General features: G+C 37.9%; 19 protein-coding genes. 9 read left to right on the forward strand and 10 right to left on the reverse strand.

Translation table 11 applies throughout. The features are described from left to right. Positions 1-218 precede the first annotated feature (218 nt). Positions 219-953: a metallophosphoesterase gene (locus AC3WOM_RS23970; protein WP_427544727.1), complete on the reverse strand. Its 735-nt coding sequence runs from the start codon at positions 951-953 to the stop codon at positions 219-221. 313 nt (positions 954-1,266) lie between these two features. On the opposite strand from AC3WOM_RS23970, the gene AC3WOM_RS23975 reads away from it, so the two are divergent. Together AC3WOM_RS23975 and AC3WOM_RS23980 are read left to right on the forward strand one after the other, a co-directional pair. Further along, a complete protein-coding gene (locus AC3WOM_RS23975) occupies positions 1,267-1,776 on the forward strand; it encodes an RNA polymerase sigma factor (protein ID WP_492448681.1) in 510 nt (169 codons plus the stop codon). Beyond that, positions 1,769-2,719: a hypothetical protein gene (locus AC3WOM_RS23980; RefSeq protein ID WP_492448683.1), complete on the forward strand. Its 951-nt coding sequence runs from the start codon at positions 1,769-1,771 to the stop codon at positions 2,717-2,719. Before AC3WOM_RS23975 ends, AC3WOM_RS23980 begins: the two co-directional genes overlap by 8 nt. A 63-nt stretch (positions 2,720-2,782) precedes the next feature. On the opposite strand, the gene AC3WOM_RS23985 is transcribed toward AC3WOM_RS23980, so the two are convergent. The 5 genes from AC3WOM_RS23985 to AC3WOM_RS24005 all read right to left on the reverse strand — a co-directional run bounded on the left by AC3WOM_RS23985 (position 2,783) and on the right by AC3WOM_RS24005 (position 6,524). After that, positions 2,783-3,232, reverse strand: coding sequence for a helix-turn-helix transcriptional regulator (locus AC3WOM_RS23985; protein WP_427544733.1), 450 nt, complete (start codon positions 3,230-3,232; stop codon positions 2,783-2,785). Between the two features lie 283 nt (positions 3,233-3,515). Next, positions 3,516-3,920: a hypothetical protein gene (locus tag AC3WOM_RS23990; RefSeq protein ID WP_427544735.1), complete on the reverse strand. Its 405-nt coding sequence runs from the start codon at positions 3,918-3,920 to the stop codon at positions 3,516-3,518. Positions 3,921-4,085: 165 nt separating this feature from the next. Then, on the reverse strand, positions 4,086-5,414 hold the full coding sequence (locus AC3WOM_RS23995; protein WP_427544737.1) for a hemolysin family protein: 1,329 nt from the start codon (positions 5,412-5,414) through the stop codon (positions 4,086-4,088). Positions 5,415-5,446: 32 nt separating this feature from the next. After that, the gene (locus AC3WOM_RS24000; RefSeq protein WP_427544763.1) at positions 5,447-5,851 is read right to left on the reverse strand and encodes a MerR family transcriptional regulator; all 405 of its coding nucleotides are present in this window, start codon (positions 5,849-5,851) and stop codon (positions 5,447-5,449) included. A 178-nt stretch (positions 5,852-6,029) separates the two neighbouring features. Then, positions 6,030-6,524, reverse strand: a complete 495-nt coding sequence (locus tag AC3WOM_RS24005; RefSeq protein WP_427544739.1) for a hypothetical protein — start codon at positions 6,522-6,524, stop codon at positions 6,030-6,032. Positions 6,525-6,713: 189 nt separating this feature from the next. Between AC3WOM_RS24005 and AC3WOM_RS24010 the strand changes: the two genes are divergently transcribed. The 3 genes from AC3WOM_RS24010 (at position 6,714) to AC3WOM_RS24020 (ending at position 11,326) form a co-directional block, all read left to right on the forward strand. Further along, complete coding sequence (locus tag AC3WOM_RS24010; RefSeq protein WP_277815951.1) at positions 6,714-6,842, forward strand: hypothetical protein; 129 nt, start codon at positions 6,714-6,716, stop codon at positions 6,840-6,842. Positions 6,843-6,990: 148 nt separating this feature from the next. Further along, a complete protein-coding gene (locus AC3WOM_RS24015; RefSeq protein ID WP_492448687.1) occupies positions 6,991-9,078 on the forward strand; it encodes a methyl-accepting chemotaxis protein in 2,088 nt (695 codons plus the stop codon). Between the two features lie 160 nt (positions 9,079-9,238). Continuing rightward, complete coding sequence (locus tag AC3WOM_RS24020; protein WP_492448690.1) at positions 9,239-11,326, forward strand: methyl-accepting chemotaxis protein; 2,088 nt, start codon at positions 9,239-9,241, stop codon at positions 11,324-11,326. A 62-nt stretch (positions 11,327-11,388) separates the two neighbouring features. Here the strand turns inward: AC3WOM_RS24020 and AC3WOM_RS24025 are convergent, their stop codons facing one another. From AC3WOM_RS24025 to AC3WOM_RS24040, 4 genes are all read right to left on the reverse strand, one after another. Further along, entirely contained in the window at positions 11,389-11,961 is a 573-nt protein-coding gene (locus AC3WOM_RS24025) for a 5' nucleotidase, NT5C type (RefSeq protein WP_492448692.1), read from the reverse strand. A 12-nt stretch (positions 11,962-11,973) separates the two neighbouring features. Beyond that, complete coding sequence (gene ispG / locus AC3WOM_RS24030; RefSeq protein ID WP_427544747.1) at positions 11,974-13,089, reverse strand: flavodoxin-dependent (E)-4-hydroxy-3-methylbut-2-enyl-diphosphate synthase; 1,116 nt, start codon at positions 13,087-13,089, stop codon at positions 11,974-11,976. Between the two features lie 95 nt (positions 13,090-13,184). Continuing rightward, positions 13,185-13,529: a hypothetical protein gene (locus tag AC3WOM_RS24035; RefSeq protein ID WP_427544749.1), complete on the reverse strand. Its 345-nt coding sequence runs from the start codon at positions 13,527-13,529 to the stop codon at positions 13,185-13,187. 52 nt (positions 13,530-13,581) lie between these two features. Continuing rightward, complete coding sequence (locus AC3WOM_RS24040) at positions 13,582-14,100, reverse strand: DUF1189 family protein (RefSeq protein ID WP_427544751.1); 519 nt, start codon at positions 14,098-14,100, stop codon at positions 13,582-13,584. A 194-nt stretch (positions 14,101-14,294) separates the two neighbouring features. Here AC3WOM_RS24040 and AC3WOM_RS24045 point away from each other — a divergent pair, with 194 nt between their 5' ends. From AC3WOM_RS24045 to AC3WOM_RS24060, 4 genes are all read left to right on the forward strand, one after another. Further along, positions 14,295-15,926 (forward strand): Na/Pi cotransporter family protein, encoded by a 1,632-nt coding sequence (locus AC3WOM_RS24045; protein ID WP_492448695.1) that lies wholly within the window; start codon positions 14,295-14,297, stop codon positions 15,924-15,926. A gap of 67 nt (positions 15,927-15,993) precedes the next feature. Next, entirely contained in the window at positions 15,994-16,473 is a 480-nt protein-coding gene (locus AC3WOM_RS24050; RefSeq protein WP_492448697.1) for a DUF456 domain-containing protein, read from the forward strand. Between the two features lie 172 nt (positions 16,474-16,645). Then, positions 16,646-17,251, forward strand: coding sequence for a superoxide dismutase (locus tag AC3WOM_RS24055; RefSeq protein WP_427544757.1), 606 nt, complete (start codon positions 16,646-16,648; stop codon positions 17,249-17,251). A gap of 306 nt (positions 17,252-17,557) precedes the next feature. Beyond that, positions 17,558-19,762: a peptidoglycan D,D-transpeptidase FtsI family protein gene (locus tag AC3WOM_RS24060; RefSeq protein WP_492448699.1), complete on the forward strand. Its 2,205-nt coding sequence runs from the start codon at positions 17,558-17,560 to the stop codon at positions 19,760-19,762. The last annotated feature ends 185 nt before the right edge of the window (positions 19,763-19,947 follow it).

Consider the following 19,947-nt stretch of genomic DNA (forward strand, 5'->3'; position numbering starts at 1 on the left):
CCAACACGATGTTGGTCACGAAGGCGTTGTTGCTGTCGCTACGCTTTCGCACAGATAAATTGTCACAGGACGTGACGGACTTAGCCTTCGTTCCTCAGCGCAGGAAGCGTCAGCGGCAAAGCGAGTAGCCTGGAACGGAATTCACCTTCATTTTAACTAAATATTCACAAAAAGTCCCTTGACTATTTAATTTTTCAACACTATGAAGAGCCAACAAGTTATTCGTCACTTGTTGGCTTTTTCTTATCCACTGATATGATTTGGCGACTGGGCCATTCCAACGCATGTAATTGCCCACCAAATACAGCCCCGCCATCAATGCCAATAATATGATTTTCACCAAAATAGGCATTGTAATTAGTTGGGTTTTGATGAAGTCTATACGTAGGTGTATGGCCAAAGACCACCGTTTTATCTCCCTGATAGCCGGTATGAAATTCTTCTCGTATCCAAAGCAATTGCATAGGGTCAGTTTCCGCCAAAGCTACTCCAGGAACAACGCCACCATGTACAAAGATAACATCTTCTAACTCAATATAAGTTTCAAGTGTTTCGATAAGCTGTAAATGTTCTTCAAGCTTCGGTAATGTCTGAATAAAAGTTGGTAAGTTGTTATTTCGAATGGCTTCTTCAAAATCCGCTAGCTGATAACCGTAGCTTGCAAGTGTAGCATCTCCGCCACATAGACCTACCCAATGATTCCAAGGTTTTAGATGACCTGAGCGACAGGCATTAAGCATAATCGCCTCATGGTTACCTAGTAGAACCCGTGCACCCATTGCTCGCAATTCGCTCACTAGATTTAACACACCACTTGAGGAAGGTCCTCGATCAATATAATCACCTAGTAAAAATAGCTGATCATGCTCAGCATTATAATTTGCTGCCATTAATAGCTCCTCAAAAAGTTCTAATTCCCCGTGTATATCACTAATAGCTAGTATTCTATTCATACAGTTGCATCCTTTCCAGTTTAGTACAGTTACTATTTAGTATAGAGAATTGTTCTGCAAAATTCGACTTTTCTAGCTCTAGACGGATTAGTGATTACGAAAGTTTTCACTTTTCCTAAAAAGTATTGATGAATGAGATTCTTATCTTGTCAATGCTTCAAGCAAAGGACTTCTTCTTAATTTAGTAAATGTATCCAGTCCTATTATCTTAAAATTTTCACTAATGAAAGTTTACTTTATCATATGTTAGGGTGATTCCAATTCCTTATTCGTTCGTCTATAGTGTTGGGATAGTGGAAAGGGGGGAGCATAGTTGCTACAGCAATTTCAGCAAGATTATGAGAAGCACAGTGATACTATTTTTAAATATATTTATTATTTGGTAGGAAACAAGGAACTAGCGGAAGATTTAACACAGGAAACATTCTTTAAAGCCTATCAATATCTGCATACATATAGGAAGGAAGCAAATATTGTTACATGGTTAAGAAAAATAGCTCGGAATTTAGTATACGATCACTTTAGACGTAAGCGAATTTTTCAATTTATCCCTTTTTATCAGAAGGATTGTTTACAAGATGAAGCCTTGTTACCAGAGGAGTTTTTACTGAAAGGTGAGATTTTTTTAGCTGTTTTTCAAGCCCTTTTTAAGATAAAGCTTGAGTACCGAGAAGCTATTATTTTGCGTTACATTGAGGAGCTATCAGTTAAAGAAGTCAGTGATTTACTTGACTGGAGCGAAGCAAAGGTGAAAAATAATACGACTCGTGGTCTTAGGGCAGTACGAAAAATACTAGGGGAGGAGGAAATTAGTTATGAATGATCCAATAAAAAAAGCTTTAAGACAAATGCAGGAATTAAATCGATCAACAGAAGACAAAGAGCTGACATGGAAAAATCTAGAGAAAAAAATGCAGATGGAAACAAAACGTCATCAATGGCGGTATCGTACAGCATTCACAGGTGTGCTTGTTATGTTATTTTTGTTCCTTATCTTGTTAGTAAATGGTAATGAGGTTTCCAAAAATGCGATGTTTCCCTTAAAGGAGGAAATAGCATCTGTTCATTATGTAGCATCCGATACAAAAAGCCAATTTATTGGTAAAGATTCAAGACTTTATTTGGGTGTGAAAAAGCTATCTTCAAAATCCTATAGGCAACTAGAAACATTATTAGCCTTACATCAAGTAATTATTCCGAGCGAAAGTGACATTCAAGCTTTTGATAATGATACGTATGATCTAGTTATTACCTTTAAAGATGGACATCAGCAACGTTTAAAATGGAATCGTTATGCTAACGAAAATGGAGAATTATTAATGCTCGATTGGGATAAAAAAATATATTATACAATCCCTAAAGAAATGGCTATGAAAATGGATGAGGAAATTTTAGCGCTAAAAAATGATTTTAAGAATTGGTCATTATGGCCACTTATTATTCTAGGAGTCATGATAGTGGAAACTCTTTTGAATTTTTTAATACGAAAAAAATACAGGCTTCCGAAAAAGCCAGACCTCTATCCAGAAAGAAAGTGGATGCTAGTGGATATTGGTGTGTTAATGCTTATACTTTTTGCAGTAATTAATATAAAGAGTCCGTTGTATGTAGGTTGGTTAATACCTGTCGCAATCATATTATGCTGTTGGCAATTTTGGATTAATCAAATATTAACGCCACACCGTGGTTATATGGAACTTCGATTATTACGGGTTGCTTATCTTTTATCTTTTATTATGTATTTTATAATCTTGTTTGCATCTTAAATAGTGGCTCAACTTACAGTCGGTGGGGATATGGAAAATCCCACCGATTGACAGTAAATTTGGTTATTCTTTGAGTTTACGCCATGCTTGCTTTGCAATATTTTCATCAAATGTTGATAGTAGCCGATAGTTATTGGAATCTAGAATTCGAAAATGCTGACTAATAACATTTTGCTGCAGGCGATAACTACTGAATTCACTTAGGTTTTTCCACCATATGTAACCGCCCATAGTTTTTTCTTTTGGCTGTAATGTTCCATTGTTCGCTATCAAATCCACTACCTCAAGTGGATCACCGCCAAGCTCATGCTGTAAAATTGAGCTTTCTCGGCATAAGGTACAAACTGCGACTGTTGTTGTCCATCCAGCGTGTATACGACCTTTTTCAATTTGAACAAGTGTTTTTTTAGAGAGTCCCAGCAAATCGCTCATCTGATCCTGTGTTAAATTTTTTTCGGTACGGATTAATTTCAGTTTTTCTGAAATAAGTGTGATTAATTGTTCACGATTCATCCAAACACCCTTTCTTTCAGATCGTTAAGTACCATTATACATCAAAGCATGAAGAGCATGTTTTCGGTTTTGTTGTATTCAAAATGGCTAATAGTAATGTAAAACAGACTGTCCAAATGACTTTGAACAGTCTGTTTTATCCCACGTACAGTAGGGCTCCTACTTCGATATGTAGGAGGAGCCTATACCTATAATTGAGGCAAGAATTAAATTATTCACCAAAGCCTAATTCGTTCAGATAACAGGACTTTAGTCACGCAGGATATGAAGTTTCATCTTATCGTTAAATTTCGTATTTTTTTGTGTCTGAAATAACGCGGAAATGAATTCCTTTAATTTGAGCACTTATTTTATGACGAAGAGTATCAATATCGACAAGCTCATCTTTATCATTCACACATTCTGCAATTTCCTGTAATAGCTTCGTAAAGGCTTCTTTGAAGAGTGTGCGCATATTATCGAAATCCAGACTACGGAAGTTACCATCAATATCAAATGCTTCAACAGAATTTAATTGCTTTGAAGCTCCAGCAAAACGATCGTCGTAGACTGTATAGTTTTCATCCGTGACAACGATAATATATAATATTTCACCTGTAATCGTTTTTAGTTCGATATTCGTTTTGTGTTTTTTGACGTCCGTAATAATGTGTATACCGTCTGAATGATATAGCTTAAACAATTTCATATGTGATGCCCCCTGAAAATAGAATCATATTCATATTTCATTATATAGGAATATGGCTAATAATGGAATAAGGCGAAAGTATATGAAAAATTAAATAGCCCTATTTGTGAAACATCAGTAAAGCTAAAAATGATATAAACTATCAAAAAAATAGTAACTTAATTATTAGGCTTGAACAATAGAGGGTGCTGCTTTTCGAAGAGGTCGCACCTCAATATAATGTAGTTGATGCCCTTGTTGCTCATAGATACTAAAAACATACGGAGCTAATTCAATGTTTTTCGTCGCTTTAATACCGTTATTTACTGTTAAGAACCACCCGCCGAGTGTTTCAACTTCTTCTGCTTCAAGCGTAATATTTAATAAGTTTTCAACATCTTCAACAAGCATTTTTGCATTTAAAATGTAGTGATTGTCATTTATTTTTCGAATTTCTGCAATTTCATCATCGTCAAATTCATCACGAATTTCACCAACAATTTCTTCTAAAATATCCTCTACAGTAACAAGACCTGATGTGCCACCATATTCATCCATTAGAATGGCCATATGAATGCGCTCCTTCTGCATACGTACCAATAATTGTTGAATAGGAATCGTTTCAATCACTCGAATTACTGGATTGATAAATTCATCTAGTACAAGAGATTCGTCCGTAAGCTGCTCAAGCAATCCATAGGTAAATAATTCTTTGGCATTAATAAAGCCTAGAATATTATCACGATCTCCTTCATAAACAGGATATCGCGTATATTTTTCTTCAGCGATAAAATGGATCATATTTGTAAAAGATTCGTTCTTCTCAATACCAGCAATTTCTGTGCGAGGTACCATAATTTCACGAGCAATACGTTCGTCAAATTCAAACACATTATTTACAAATTTGAGCTCAGTTTTATTGATTTCGCCGCTTTTAAAGCTCTCTGATAGTAGTAATCGTAATTCTTCCTCTGTATGTGATAATTCATGCTCGGAAGCAGGTTTCATGCCGAAAAGTCCAACTAGTATACGAGCAGAACCATTCAAGAACCAAATAAATGGATACATTATCTTATAGAAAAGCATAATAGGCTTGGCAAACAACAATGTAATCGTTTCAGCCTTTTGAATAGCAGCGGTTTTAGGTGCTAATTCACCAACAACAACATGTAAAAATGTAGCAATCGCAAAAGCACTACCAATTGTGAAAATCGTCATATATTTATCAGAAATACCAACCATCTCGAAAAGGGGATGTAGCATAAATTCAAAGGTTTTTTCACCAACCATCCCGATACCAAGAGCTGTTACAGTAATACCGAGCTGACAGGCAGATAAGTATTCATCCAAATGATTGACAACATGCTTAGCAGGAATAGCTTTTTTATTGCCCTCCCCAATTAATTGATCTAGCCTAGAGGAACGGACTTTAACGATGGCAAATTCTGTTGCTACAAAAAAGCCAGTTAAAGCTAATAAAATGGTGAAAATCGATAAGTTAAGTATGGTCTCCAAATAGTCGTTCTGTATAAACAGAACGTCACCTCCTAATTATGAATAAGTAAAAGCAAAGATTGCATGAGTGCAATACTTTCAGGTGAAACATTTTTTTTAATTTTTTCAATATGTTTAGTGTCTTGTTTGTTCATTTGAGCAAGAAGAGAAGTAACATCATGCTCTAAATCCTGCATTTTCAAACGAAGTATTTGTACATCGATTTCTTCATATGGTGTGATGTTTAACTCATGCTGGATTTCTACAAGGGATAGACCTTCCTGTTTGCGCTGCTCAATAAAACGAAGTCTGTCAATCATAGCAGGGGCATAATAACGATAATTTGCGGCAGAGCGTTCAGCTTCCAATAAACCTATGTTTGTATAATAATCGATTGTTCTTTTTGTAATGCCTGTTATTTCTGCCAGTTCGCCAATTCTTAATTTCTCTGTCCCAATGTAAACACCTCCAAACCATCACGTGATACTTTAATTATAACGTGATGGTTTTATACATTCAAATTATAGAATTCAATATTTCAAAATTGTAAGATTTCTTTTAACAGACACATAAAAAATTCAAGATAGAGAAGCAAAAAATCAGTGGGAGCTGTGCCCACTGATCAAAGTTACTACGTTATTTCTTTAAATGTGAATCGTAAAGGTAATATAATGCCTCTTCACCAGTCATTTCTAAAATTATTTCATTGTTAAAAACTAATGTCACATCAGTAAGCGAGCCATCAATTTGGTCATCATTTATCACACATGTAACGTTTACCACGCCTGTTTCTGCGAGCTGTTTTTTCATAGTATCATCCCACGATTGTTCGGAAAATAGTGGTGCTTGCCATGTCCCTCTCACATGAAGCTCTTTTTTGTTAGGGTCATAATCCCAGCGTATGTCACGTAAAATAGATTTAAATAGGTCATTAACCGTAAAAGCTGTGTCTTTATAGTTAATGGTAATGGCACGTATAGCATGTACATCACGACCAACAGCACTAGCTGCGGAATCAGCTGCTGAATTAATGCCTGAAGCTGCATCTTTAATTTCAGATAGTCGTTCACCGCAGCCGGCTAGTAATGCACATAGACATGCTACACATGCTGACTTTGTTATCCATCTCACAAGTAGTCCCCCCAGTTTTGCAAGTTGTTACTACTATATTATCGAAAAGAAAAATACGAAGAAAGGGCATGAAGGCGGCAGATTGTGACGGTTTTGCAACGATACGAACTCCACTTGAATGTTCAAGAAATTGGAATTTTTAGTATCTGAAAATTTAGTAAACTCACAAAAGAAAGGGAGCGATTTGGGATGAAGATTAATGATGAATTACTGGAACGATTAGGAACGTATTTTGTCTATCATGCTGTCTATGAAAATTATGGAATTACCTTTGAGAATTTTGTAGAGCGTTGGTTACGTGGAATACTTGAAATATAGTGAGCTGCCCCCTTTTAACAGGGATATTTATCTATAAAAAAGACATATATCCTTCTAGTTTCAACATTTTTCACAGTATAGCTCATGCTATAATTAACTTAAATAGTTAATTATCTATTACTTTATATCTAAAAGGGGGCATATACATATGAATTTATTGGGGAGAATTCTCGTAACCGTTGTTGGAACGGTTTTTGTTGTATTTGCTGTTACAACAGTGGTGAATATTTATCAAACGAAAAACCTAACGATTGAGACAGCGCAAAAAATGGCACAGGCAGAAGCATCTGATAATGCCTATCAGCTTCAAATTCAACTTGAATATGCAATGGATACAGCGCGCACACTCGCAGCAAGTTTAACAACAATGGTGGAGGAAAAAAAGGCTGACCGTGCTTTAACTGATGCTACGTTCCAGCGTATTTTAGCGGATAATGAGCAGTTTATGGGCGTTTGGGCAGTATGGGAACCTAACGCCTTCGATGGGCAAGATGAAAAATACGTGAATACAGAGAGGCATGATGCAACAGGACGCTATCTTCCATTCTGGACGCGTGATGGCAATAGTATCGTTCATTCTCCGATTATGGATTACGATACATCCGATTTTTATGTACTACCTAAACAAAAAGGGCAGGAAATGATTTTGGAACCGTTCGTTTATCCTGTCGCTGGCAAGGATGTTCTATTAACGTCCATTATTGTACCCGTTACAATTAACAATGATTTTAAAGGCATCGTTGCCGTAGATATGAGCTTAGAAACATTAGCTCAATTAAGCCAAAAAGTAAAATTATTTGATAGTGGATTTGGTTCGATTATCTCAAATGATGGCATGTTTGTGACGCATCCAAACAAAGACTATGTGACAATGCCACTAGCTGAGCATGAGCATTATACATATATCAAGAATATACAGGCAGTGATTCAGCAAGGGAAGTCTTCTGTTTTCCAAGATTTTTCAAGTTATTTACAAGAGGAAAGCTATATTGTCACTGCTCCAATCCGCATTGGAAAAACCGAAACACCTTGGTCATTGCTTGTTACAGTGCCAACCGAAGAAGTATTAGCGCAAACAACAAAGCTAACCTGGACAATGATTATAATAGGCGTTGTCGGTATGATTTATCTTTTAATCGTGTTAACATGGCTGATTCGCCGAATAGTCAAGCCTATTGTGTTGACAGTTAAACAGGTACAAGCGATTGCAGATGGGAATTTAGCCTTGGAGCCATTAGTAGAGAAAAGCAAGGACGAGCTTGGCCAATTAGCACGAGCTGTCAATATCATGACAAATAACACACGAACATTGATTCAAGAAGCAACGCAAATCTCAAATCAGGCTAACACATATAGCGATCGACTCATGTCCTCCACAAATAATATGAGTATGAGTATTGATCAAGTGTTAACGACAACAGGCGAGCTGGCAGCCGGAGCCTCCTTACAAGCAGAGCAAGCAGCTGTCACATTGGGAGTGACACAAGAGGTTGGGCAGAAAATACAAGCGATTCAAGCGGCGATTAAGGAAATGACACATCGTTCTCAACAGACAACACAAGCATCCAAGCAAGGCCTAATACATGCTGAACAATCCATTCAAGGCATGGAGGCGATGTCAGAGCAAGTCACATTAACAGCTGCGGTTGTGCAACAGCTCAGTGACCAATCAACTGAAATTAATCGTATTTTACAAGTAATTGATGCCATTGCAGGTCAAACAGATTTACTAGCACTTAATGCAGCAATTGAGGCGGCACGTGCAGGGGAGCATGGGAAAGGGTTCTCTGTCGTAGCAGAGGAAGTACGTAAACTTGCTGAGGAATCCGCTAAATCGACGAGTCAAATCGCAGCTATTATTGATACGGTTGTGAGAGAGGCTGTGAAAGCAAGTGATGCTATGCAGCATGTCGTGACTGCCGTGCAAACAAACACACAGTATATTGATGCCAATAAACAGGCGCTTGATGACATCTTACAACATATCGTCGATACAGTAGCGCAAATCGATGATGTGACAACAGCCTCACATTTAATTCAAAAGGAAACAGTAGAGGTGGTACGAGCAGTAGAAAATATGACAGCCGTTAGTGAGCAATCCTCAGCAGGAACAGAGGAGCTATTAGCGACAATGGAGCAGCAAAATACCGCTGTTCATGAGCTGCAAAGTATGGCAGAAAGCTTAACAGCCATGACAAACTCCTTACAACAAACATTAGCTAAATTCCATTATTAATAGAAACCAGTAGCCGCATGTCTTCCCATTGTACATTAGATGACATGCGGCTTTATTAAAAGATATATATCAAAATATTTTTTCTGAATATTCCGCTATTTCAAACGTGAAAATGGTATAATTAATTAATTATTTTGCTATAGGCAAGGAGCTGGTTCATATGAAATTATTACATAAAATTTTACTGACAACATTGTCGACGATGATGATTGTATTCATCATTATTTTAAGTGTCAATATTGTAAAAACCAATACATTAGCAGTGAACGATGCACAACAGCTCGCTCAATCACGTGCATCTGAAAGCGCATATAAAATGCAGATTGAACTTAATTATGCGATGGACACAGCGAGAACATTAGCCTCCAATCTCCAAACAATGGTAGCAAATCATAAGGGAGATCGGGATTTAGCAAATAACATGCTCCAACAATTACTTGAGCAAAATAACACATTTCTTGGAGTTTGGACGATTTGGGAGCCAAATGCATTTGATGAACAAGATGCTCGCTTCGCCAATCAGGAGGGGCATGATGCAACAGGTCGCTTCCTGCCTTATTGGGCACGTAGCAGCAATGGTGTGACTGTTGCTCCTCTTGAAGGCTATGAGGAAAGTGACTATTATCTATTGCCCAAAACGTTGAAGCAAGAGGTAATTTTAGAGCCGCTTACTTACCCTATTGATGGGAAAGAGGTACAGATGACTTCAACAGCTATTCCTATTCAAATAGATGGACAGGTCGTAGGCATTGTTGGGATCGATATAAGTTTAGAAACATTGATTGCCATTAATCGTGAAATCGTATTATATGATTCAGGCTATAGTGCGATTGTGTCACATAAAGGGATGCTTGTCTCCTATCCATCCAGTAACTATGTCAATAAACCATTAGCTGAAATGGAAAAGTATAAAAAGACAGATCAAATTTTAACTGCTATCGAACAGGGCAAGCCATATTTAATAGAGGATTATTCATCTTACTTACAAGAAGCCTCCTTTATTGCTGTGTCTCCTATCCAAATTGGTCAAACAGCTACACCTTGGGCATTGCAGGTAACGATTCCATCCGATGAGGTAATGGCAGCAGCAAATGAGGCAATGTGGCTGTCTATACTATTATCTATTATTGGTATTATTGTGTTAGTTATAGCGATTATTTGGATTGCTCGACGTATCGTAAAGCCTGTGATTCAGACAGTAGAGCAGATTAAAACCATAGCTGCTGGAAATTTAGCGGTGGAGCCGTTGCAGGTAAAATCAAAGGATGAAATTGGTGAGCTAGCACATGCCATGAATCTTATGACAGATAATATGCGTGAGCTAATACAAGCAGCTACTACTATATCCAATCAGGTGAATATATATAGCGGTGATCTTCGGTCCTCTACCAATGATATGAGCATCAGTATCGACCAAGTGCTAACGACAACAAGTGAGCTTGCGACAGGTGCTACCTTACAAGCTGAGCAAGCGACGACAACATTAATGGTTACGCAGGAGGTCGAACAGAAATTACAGTCGATTCAAGTGGCAATCGAGGAAATGCTACAGCGTTCTCAGCAAACAACTGCGTCCTCAAAGGAAGGATTGGTTCACGCAGAGCAGTCCATTCAGGGGATGGAGGCGATGGCAGAGAAAGTGTCACTGACAGCTTCGGTTGTACAACAGCTCAGTGATCAATCGACAGAAATTAATCGTATTTTGCAGGTCATTAATGCTATTGCTGGACAAACAGATTTACTGGCACTCAATGCAGCGATTGAAGCGGCACGTGCGGGTGAGCATGGCAAGGGCTTTTCTATTGTGGCAGAGGAAGTACGCAAGCTCGCAGAAGAATCAGCAAAATCTACTAGTCAAATTGCCACGATTATCGATATGGTTGTTAGAGAAGCAGCTAATGCAAGTGATGCGATGCAAAGTGTTGTACTAGCTGTGCAAACTAACACACAGTATATTGACGCCAATAAACAGGCACTAGATGCAATTTTACAGCATATTGTGGATACCGTCGCACAAATTGATAATGTGACAGCAGCTTCCAGTGTGATTCAAAAGGAGACGTTGGAGGTTGTGCGTGCAGTAGAAAATATGACAGCTGTGAGCCAGCAATCCTCTGCAGGAACGGAGGAGCTATTGGCAACGATGGAACAGCAAAATTTAGCAGTTCATGACATCAACAGCAAGGCACAGCAATTGGCTGCTATGGCTGACTCTCTGCATATAGCACTAGCTAAATTTCAATATTAAAAAATAGTAAGAGCTGTTGGCAAGGTCAAGTTTTCATCCGACCTTATCAACAGCTCTTTTGTTTATTTAAAAAAATGTGTAATAAATTGATTAGCCTCTTGCCAGTTATAGACCCGTACAACATTGTCAGGGACAGCCAGACGGTTATAAGGTGTGTCAAATAACACTACAGGTATTTTTAATTCTTCTGCTAGCATAACAGCATTATCGTGCTTATCCTCAAAGAAAGCTTCTACAGCATGTTTTTTTGCTGCTGCTAGCTTATCATGGCTACCTAGAAGCTCGATATAATCGTACGGAATCGCTTGTGTTTTAAACCAATTAACAGTAATATCTACTAAATTTTCACCACGAGCAGAAATATAGTAGAGCTCAAAATTGTTTTGCCAAGCACTTAAAATACTTTTCGCATCTTTCGCCACTTCAGATACTTCATACATATAAGGTTCATTTTCCTTAAACCATGTATTAAATACACCCCGATCAACAGGGTGAGGAAATGCTGATAAAAAATCATATTCGCAGACATCATCAAGCGTAATATTTACATTGTATTGTTTATTAATATGTGGAATGAGTGTACTAGGACATGTCACTGTTCCGTCAATATCAATACCAAAGCGAGGTTTTCTCATGCTAGCACCTCCCTAGGCGTTTGCTTTTGCTGCTTCTTCAGCTGCTCGTTTTTCTTCCATTTCTGCTGCTAATTTATCAATTTCTTTTTTTAGCTCTTCTACCATCGTTTCTTCAGGTACTTTTCGAACAGTTTTACCCTTCATAAATAGTAAACCTTCACCACGTGCCCCCGCAATACCAATGTCAGCTTCACGTGCTTCACCAGGACCGTTTACTGCGCAGCCAAGCACCGCTACTTTTAGTGGTACATTTAATTTTGAAATATACTCTTCTACTTCATTGGCTATGGAAATTAAATCGATTTCAATTCGACCGCATGTTGGGCAGGAAATTAGCGTTGCCATATTAGAAGCCAAGCCAAATGATTTTAATAGCTCACGTGCGACTTTTACCTCTTCTACTGGATCAGCAGATAATGAGATACGAAGCGTATTACCAATTCCTTTTGAGAGAATAGCACCTAGACCTGCTGCTGATTTTACAGTTCCTGCAAATAATGTGCCTGATTCAGTAATCCCTAAGTGAAGTGGGTAATTAAAGGCCTTCGACGCTTTTTCATAGGCCTCAATTGCAAGATTTACATCTGATGCCTTCATGGATACGATAATATCGTGGAAATCCAAGTCTTCCAATATTTTAATATGATGCAGAGCCGATTCAACCATACCATCTGCAGTAGGGTAACCGTATTTTTCTAAAATATGACGCTCTAAGGAACCAGCGTTTACACCTATACGAATCGGAATGCCTTTTGCTTTGGCTGCATTGACAACCGCCTCTACTTTTTCCTTACGACCGATATTCCCTGGATTAATACGTACTTTATCAATGCCATTTTCAATTGCTTTTAATGCTAATCTATAATCAAAGTGAATATCAGCTACTAGAGGAATATGGATACGTTTTTTTATTTCTGCAATGGCATCTGCTGCACGTTCGTCTGGTACTGCGACACGAACAATTTGACAGCCTGCTTCCTCTAAACGAAGTATCTCTGCTACTGTTGCTTCAACATCATGTGTTTTTGTTGTACACATACTTTGAATGAATAATTCATTACTACCACCAATTGTTAAGTTACCGACACGAACGGGACGTGTATTTGAACGGTGACAAATTTCACTCATTAACTTTCTCTCCTTTTCGGGCCATACTTTCAGCCGTCACTGTCATTTATTTTAGCAGTGTAAGAAAATAAGGACAAGGAAGAAACGTTAACATTTCATTTTCCACATTTGTTTTCAAATTCAAATGACAATGGAAGCTTTATATTTTCACCAGGAATAAGTGCCTGTAATTGTAAATGAGGATTTAATTGATAAAATATCTCCAAGCGTTCAGGAAAGGTCATGGGTACTTTTGCAGGATGTAGTGCAAAGAGGCTGTGAATCGTATCTCCTTGAATAGTTTGTACAGTAATATAATTTGGTTCCCGCTGTTTTTCACAAAGAGCGTTATCTGAATTCTTGATGGAAAATGCAGAGAATTGTAAGGATCCCTCGGTTAAATCTACTTTCACAACAAAGGCGATAATAATGATTATGGCTGTTAACACGAATGCACGCAAAAAATCCCCTCCTTTTCTACACTATATTTAGAAGAGGGGGGAATCATGCACATTATTTTGTAATTGATTGTTTTGGATATTTTGTAAAGGCAATAATTAATAGAGTGACTGTTAAAAGTAAGGAAAAAACAGAGATAATGGTGCTGTTAATTGGTAAATAATCTGATAGCATGCTAATAAGAGTAGCCCAGGTCATGGCAAATGTTGTTGTTCGCCATATATGGCGGTATTCTCCTCGGCGCTTCATCACCTTTAAGATAAATAGACCCGCCAAGGCATAGAGTGCGATTTGTCCAAAAATAAGCATGGTTGTAAAAACGAAAAGCATGATGAATGTTACAGGGTACAATAGCCATTTAATGCCCTCTATATATTCAGTTAACCCGCTTATACTTGTCATATCAAATGTCTCTACAGACATACCAGCTGTAAAGCGACCAAAAGAGAAAACAGTCACGATTGTTATGAGCAGAAAGGTATATTGTATGACTTTTCCGATAGGCAATAAACGGTAGGCAGCTAGTTTTTTAGGATGAATTAAGCTGTCAATAAATAGTTGTGAGTGTTTCATAGCATATCTCCTCCAATCGCTATTCTATCATGTTCAACTTTGACAAGATACGAGATAAATAGTAATAGCTGAGAATAGAATGATAAAATGTTAACATTGTGTAAAGAAGTTAAAGGTTTTCTTTACTTTTTCTACACTATCATTTAAAGATTAGGAATAGAGTAGTAGAGTTGTAAGAATTGGAGCGAATACAATTGACGATAGATTGGCAAAACATACTGTTTCAATTTTTAGGTGGGTTAGGGGTTTTTCTATTTTCCATTAAATTTATGGGGGATGGGCTTCAAAAATCAGCAGATGATCGACTGCGGGAATGGTTGAATCGATTTACAACAAATCCGTTAATGGGTGTACTTGTAGGAATAATTGTGACGATTTGTATTCAATCAAGCTCTGCAACAACGGTCATTACGGTTGGACTTGTCAGTGCGGGCTTTTTAACATTGCGTCAAGCAATCGGTGTTATTATGGGTGCTAATATTGGCACAACAATCACGGCATTTATTATTGGCATTAATATTGGTTTTTATTTTTACCCACTGTTGGCGATAGGTGCTGGTTTATTATTCTTCTTTAAGAAAGCAACCTACCAGCATATTGGACAAATCGTATTTGGCTTTGGGGGATTATTTTTAGGCTTGGAGTTAATGAGTGCCAGTATGCAGTCCATTCATCAACTGGCTGATTTTGCATCATTAACACTGCACCTAAGAGATCAGCCCGTTATTGGCATCTTTTTAGGAACAGTATTTACATTGCTTGTGCAAAGCTCAACAGCTACTGTCGGTGTGCTGCAGGGCTTATACGCTGAGCATCTTATTGGCTTAGACAGTGCATTACCTATTTTATTTGGAGAGAATATTGGTACAACGATTACAGCTGTTTTAGCGTCGCTAGGGGCATCTATTTATGCGAAGCGTGCTGCTGCGGCACATGTGCTATTTAACGTAATCGGAACCGTTATTTTCATGATCTTTTTTACACCCTTTATGCAGTTTGTTCAATGGATTAGTGAGCTTTTCCGTTTAGAGCCGAGGATGCAAATTGCCATTGCACATGGCTCATTTAATGTATTTAATATGATTATTCAGGTACCATTTATTGGTGGGTTGGCAGCGCTTGTGACAAAGCTATTACCTGGACGTGACGGAAATATTGATGTAACAACGAAGCATTTAGATCCATCCTTTATTGACTCTTCTCCAGCAATTGCACTTGGGCAAGCGAAAGAGGAAGTGCTGCGAATGGGTGAACATGCACTACGTGGTTTAGAAGAAACATTCTTATATATGAAAACAGGTGAGGCTGTTCATATTCCAACTGTTTTACAGCTAGAGGCAGGACTGAATCATTTAGATAAGGAGATCACCAATTATTTAGTCATGGTGTCTAAGCAGCCACTTTCTCGTGCAGACTCTGTAAGACACCACACATTGCTGACTAATGTACGCGATATTGAACGCATTGGTGATCATTTTGAAAATATTTTAGAGCTATTACAGTATAAGGATCACCATGAGGTAAGTCTAAGTAAGTCCGCACGTCAAGATTTAATCGGCATGTTTAGTTTGGCAATTGAAGCAGTACGCAAGAGCATAGAGGCGCTGGATACTGCAAGTTTGAGCTTAGCACAGGAAGTAACAGAGCTGGAAAGTCTGATTGATGATATGGAGGATAAGCTACGACAAAAGCATATTGCACGCTTAAATGCCAATGAGTGCAGTGGAGCTGCAGGAATTGTTTATACCGATATTGTTAGCAACTTAGAGCGTATCGGTGACCATGCTGTAAATATAGCCGATTCTATATTAGGAATTCGACATTAAGAAATTGAAACTTTTGGTTTTGCACTTACGTATGAAAGGCAATGCACAGCAAAAGGAGCGAATATAGATGGAAATTGTTGGCTGGATAGTAGTGATTGTCTGCTTTATTATTTCATTTATTGGTTTGGTGTACCCCATCATTCCAGGAGTTATTTTTTTACTTGGCGGCTTTATAGTATATGGGTTATTTTTCTCGTTTACTGATTTAAATTGGTTGTTCTGGGCAATCGAGATTTTATTTGTTGTGCTGTTATTTGGTGCAGATACAGTAGCAAATGCCTTTGGTATTAAAAAGTTTGGTGGTACAAATGCTGGTATGTGGGGCAGTACCATTGGTTTATTAATCGGACCGTTCGTTATCCCTGTTGCGGGAATACTAATAGGGCCATTTTTAGGGGCAGTAATTGCAGAGTTACTTGTGGAGCGTCGGTCATTTGGTGAAGCTGTTAAAAGTGGTGTTGGTTCCCTTGTAGGCTTTTTAACTTCAACAGTAGCAAAAGCGGTTATTCAAATTGTCATGATTATTGTGTTCTTTATCGCTATCTGATTTTCATACATGTTTAGTTATATGAAAAAAAGGGTAGGCTAGTAAACGTATTGGTTTTTCAGTCAAAAGGCTGAAATCTTCAATTTGAAGTATTTTTCGTTGAATGGTTTGACCAATTTTGATAATCTATGAATGTACTAATTATTTCTTTATTTTAGGGAGGAACTTAACAATGGCTTATGAATTACCACAATTAACTTACGCTTATGACGCATTAGAACCACATATCGATGCAAAAACAATGGAGATTCACCATTCTAAACATCACAATACTTATGTAACAAATTTAAATGCTGCTGTAGAAGGTACTGAATTTGCAGAGAAAGATATTAACGATCTAATCGCAAACCTTGATGCACTTCCAGCTGACAAACAAACAGCTGTACGTAACAATGGTGGTGGACATGCTAACCATACATTATTCTGGGAACTAATCGCTCCAGGCGGTTCAAACACGCCAGTTGGTGAAGTTGCAAAAGCAATTGACGCTAAATTCGGTTCTTTCGATGCATTCAAAGAAGAATTTGCTAAAGCTGCTACAACTCGCTTCGGTTCAGGCTGGGCTTGGTTAATCGTTGATGGCGACTCAGTTGCTGTTACATCAACTCCAAACCAAGACTCTCCAGTTATGGAAGGCAAAAAGCCAGTTCTAGGTTTAGACGTTTGGGAGCATGCTTACTACCTAAACTACCAAAACCGTCGTCCAGATTACATCGGTGCTTTCTGGAACGTAGTAAACTGGGATGTAGTGGAAGCTAAATTCCAAGCAGCAAAATAATGATTGAGTAATAAAAGGCTATGTCAACGGTGATTCATCACCATGACATAGCCTTTTTTGATGGATAGAGATGCAAAAGTGACGGATAGAATGATCAAAGGGATGGATAAAGAAGCCTAAGTAATGGATAGAACCAAAAAACTTTAAGTGATTGATTGAGAATAGCAACCTTTCTCTTCAACATGCCGTCAAATAAATGATGTTTTCAAACATGAAATCGCAAGTGCATGCTTTCCTGTCATACCTTTGAATGGTATACTAGATATCGTGTATTTAAACTGTCATTAGATAAGGAGGGGAATACATATGCGCAAAGCACCAGGGAAAAATCGCGCGGCGAGTGTTAAAGCAAAACATCATTCTAATTTAACATTTCGTATGAATGTCCTTTTCTTTGCTATATTTATCATATTTTCGATGTTGATTTTTAGGCTTGGTTATATGCAAATCGTGAAAGGGGAAGAGTATGTAAAATTTTTAGAAAGTAAAGAGGAAGTTCCTGTTAATACAAGTGTACCAAGAGGACGTATGTATGATCGTTACGGACGTATTTTAGTGGATAATCATCCTGAAAATGCGATTACGTATACGAAAATGCAGACAACAACAACCGAAGAAATGCTAGAAATAGCTGAAAAGCTAGCTCAATTGATTGAGCAGCCAACAAACCGTGTCACATTGCGCGATAAACAGGATTTTTGGATTTTAAAAAATCATGATGCTGCATATGCAAAGGTAACGAAAGCTGAAGAAAGTAAAATTAGAAAACAAGAGAATATTACAACAAGTCAAATCAACGCACAGATTGATACGCTAGTTCGTGAACGTATTACAAACGAAGAATTATTACAGTTGTCAGATGCTGATTTAGAAGTTCTAGCAATCTATCGAGAAATGGCATCAGGCTATAATTTATCACCTCAAATTATTAAAAGTGAAAATGTGTCAGCTGACGAATTTGCACGTGTCTCTGAGCGTCTAACAGAATTTCCAGGCGTCAACACAACAACAGATTGGAAGCGTGTGAAATTATCATCGCTTTCGATTCTAGGGCGAACAACTGTCCCAGCGAAAGGGATTCCAAAGGATAAGCTGAATTACTATTTAGCGCGTGATTATTCACGTAATGATCGAGTTGGTGAAAGTTATATTGAAGCACAGTATGAGGATTTGCTACAAGGACAAAAAGCAGTGGTCAAAAATATTACCAATAGAAAAGGGCAGGTAGTCGATACCATTACAACCTATGAAGGTGAGCCTGGTAAAGATTTGGTACTAACACTAGATAGTGAATTAACTGCTGAAACAGAGAAAATCGTCGAAGAAGAATTACTTAATATAAAAGCACGTTCCGGTTCAAAATTATTAGATCGTGCCTTTTTAGTTATGATGGATCCAAATACTGGAGACGTATTATCAATGGTTGGTAAGAAGATTGAAAAAGATTCAGAGACAGGAAAAAATGTAGTCGTTGATTATTCGTATGGCAGCTTTACAACAGCTTATGAGGCAGGTTCTGCAATTAAGGCATCAACATTACTAACGGGGTACAATCTAGGAGCCATTACACCACGGACTGTATTAGGCGATGAACCAATTACCTTATTAGGTACTAAGGCAAAAAAATCTATTTTTAACCGTTCTGGCTATATCTCAATGGATGGTTTAAGAGCCTTAGAGCAATCTTCTAACGTGTATATGTTTAAAACTGCTCTACTGATTAATAAAACACCTTATAGCTATGGAATGCCTCTACGTTTAAAGGACGATACATTCCAAAAAATGCGTAATTCCTATGCACAATTCGGTTTAGGAGTAAAAACAGGGATCGATTTACCAAATGAATTTAGCGGTGTACAAGGTCCTTCTGGTCCAACCTATGGAGGGAAGTTACTTGACTTAGCGATTGGACAGTATGATACGTATACACCATTACAATTAGCACAATATATTTCAACAGTTGCTAATGGCGGCTATCGAATTCAGCCACATGTTGTTAAAGAGGTACGTCAGCCATCAAAAGATGGACAGGAGCTTGGTCAATTAGTAACAGAAATTGGACCAACGATTTTAAATCAAATTGATAATTCATCAGATGAAATTAACTATGTAAAACAAGGGCTTCGCCGTGTCTATACAGGTGCGCATGGTACAGCTAAAAGACAGTTTGCAAATGCACCATATACAGCGGCAGGGAAAACAGGAACAGCTGAGGTAATATATTATGGGGATTTACGAGAAAATTGGGGTACATATACACTTACGTATACACATGTTGGTTTTGCCCCTTATGAAAATCCTGAAATTGCCTATGCTGTAGTTATTCCTTGGGCATCAACAAACCCTAGTCAACCTTTTTCGGCTAATAGTGATATTGCAAGAAAGGCTCTGGATAAATACTACGAGTTAAAAGAAAAATATAAAACTGAAAAAGTAACAGATAGTGATGTAACACAGCCTATTTTACCAGCTGTGACAAAGGATAAAATTGGTGAAGATGAACAACAATAAAAGAAACCGCTAGGCATCTCGATGCTCTAGCGGTTTCATAGTGTTGAAAAACTAAATGGTCAAGGGACTCTTTGTGAATACTACTAATTCAAATGAAGGTGATTTCCATTCCAGGCTACTCGCTTTGCCGCTGACGCTTCGCTTTCGCGCAGAGCAAGGCTTCCAGTGGGCGAGCGACGAGCCGC

The organism is Lysinibacillus sp. FW301-JW8, assembly GCF_058788755.1.

Bases quoted from the DNA above. Each gene is read 5' to 3' on its own strand.
- AC3WOM_RS23970 (WP_427544727.1), bottom strand. From the start codon at position 953: ATGAATAGAATACTAGCTATTAGTGATATACACGGGGAATTAGAACTT.
- AC3WOM_RS23980 (WP_492448683.1), top strand. From the start codon at position 1,769: ATGAATGATCCAATAAAAAAAGCTTTAAGACAAATGCAGGAATTAAAT.
- AC3WOM_RS23985 (WP_427544733.1), bottom strand. From the start codon at position 3,232: ATGAATCGTGAACAATTAATCACACTTATTTCAGAAAAACTGAAATTA.
- AC3WOM_RS23990 (WP_427544735.1), bottom strand. From the start codon at position 3,920: ATGAAATTGTTTAAGCTATATCATTCAGACGGTATACACATTATTACG.
- AC3WOM_RS24010 (WP_277815951.1), top strand. From the start codon at position 6,714: ATGAAGATTAATGATGAATTACTGGAACGATTAGGAACGTATTTTGTC.
- AC3WOM_RS24015 (WP_492448687.1), top strand. From the start codon at position 6,991: ATGAATTTATTGGGGAGAATTCTCGTAACCGTTGTTGGAACGGTTTTT.
- AC3WOM_RS24020 (WP_492448690.1), top strand. From the start codon at position 9,239: ATGAAATTATTACATAAAATTTTACTGACAACATTGTCGACGATGATG.
- AC3WOM_RS24025 (WP_492448692.1), bottom strand. From the start codon at position 11,961: ATGAGAAAACCTCGCTTTGGTATTGATATTGACGGAACAGTGACATGT.
- ispG (WP_427544747.1), bottom strand. From the start codon at position 13,089: ATGAGTGAAATTTGTCACCGTTCAAATACACGTCCCGTTCGTGTCGGT.
- AC3WOM_RS24040 (WP_427544751.1), bottom strand. From the start codon at position 14,100: ATGAAACACTCACAACTATTTATTGACAGCTTAATTCATCCTAAAAAA.
- AC3WOM_RS24050 (WP_492448697.1), top strand. From the start codon at position 15,994: ATGGAAATTGTTGGCTGGATAGTAGTGATTGTCTGCTTTATTATTTCA.
- AC3WOM_RS24055 (WP_427544757.1), top strand. From the start codon at position 16,646: ATGGCTTATGAATTACCACAATTAACTTACGCTTATGACGCATTAGAA.
- AC3WOM_RS24060 (WP_492448699.1), top strand. From the start codon at position 17,558: ATGCGCAAAGCACCAGGGAAAAATCGCGCGGCGAGTGTTAAAGCAAAA.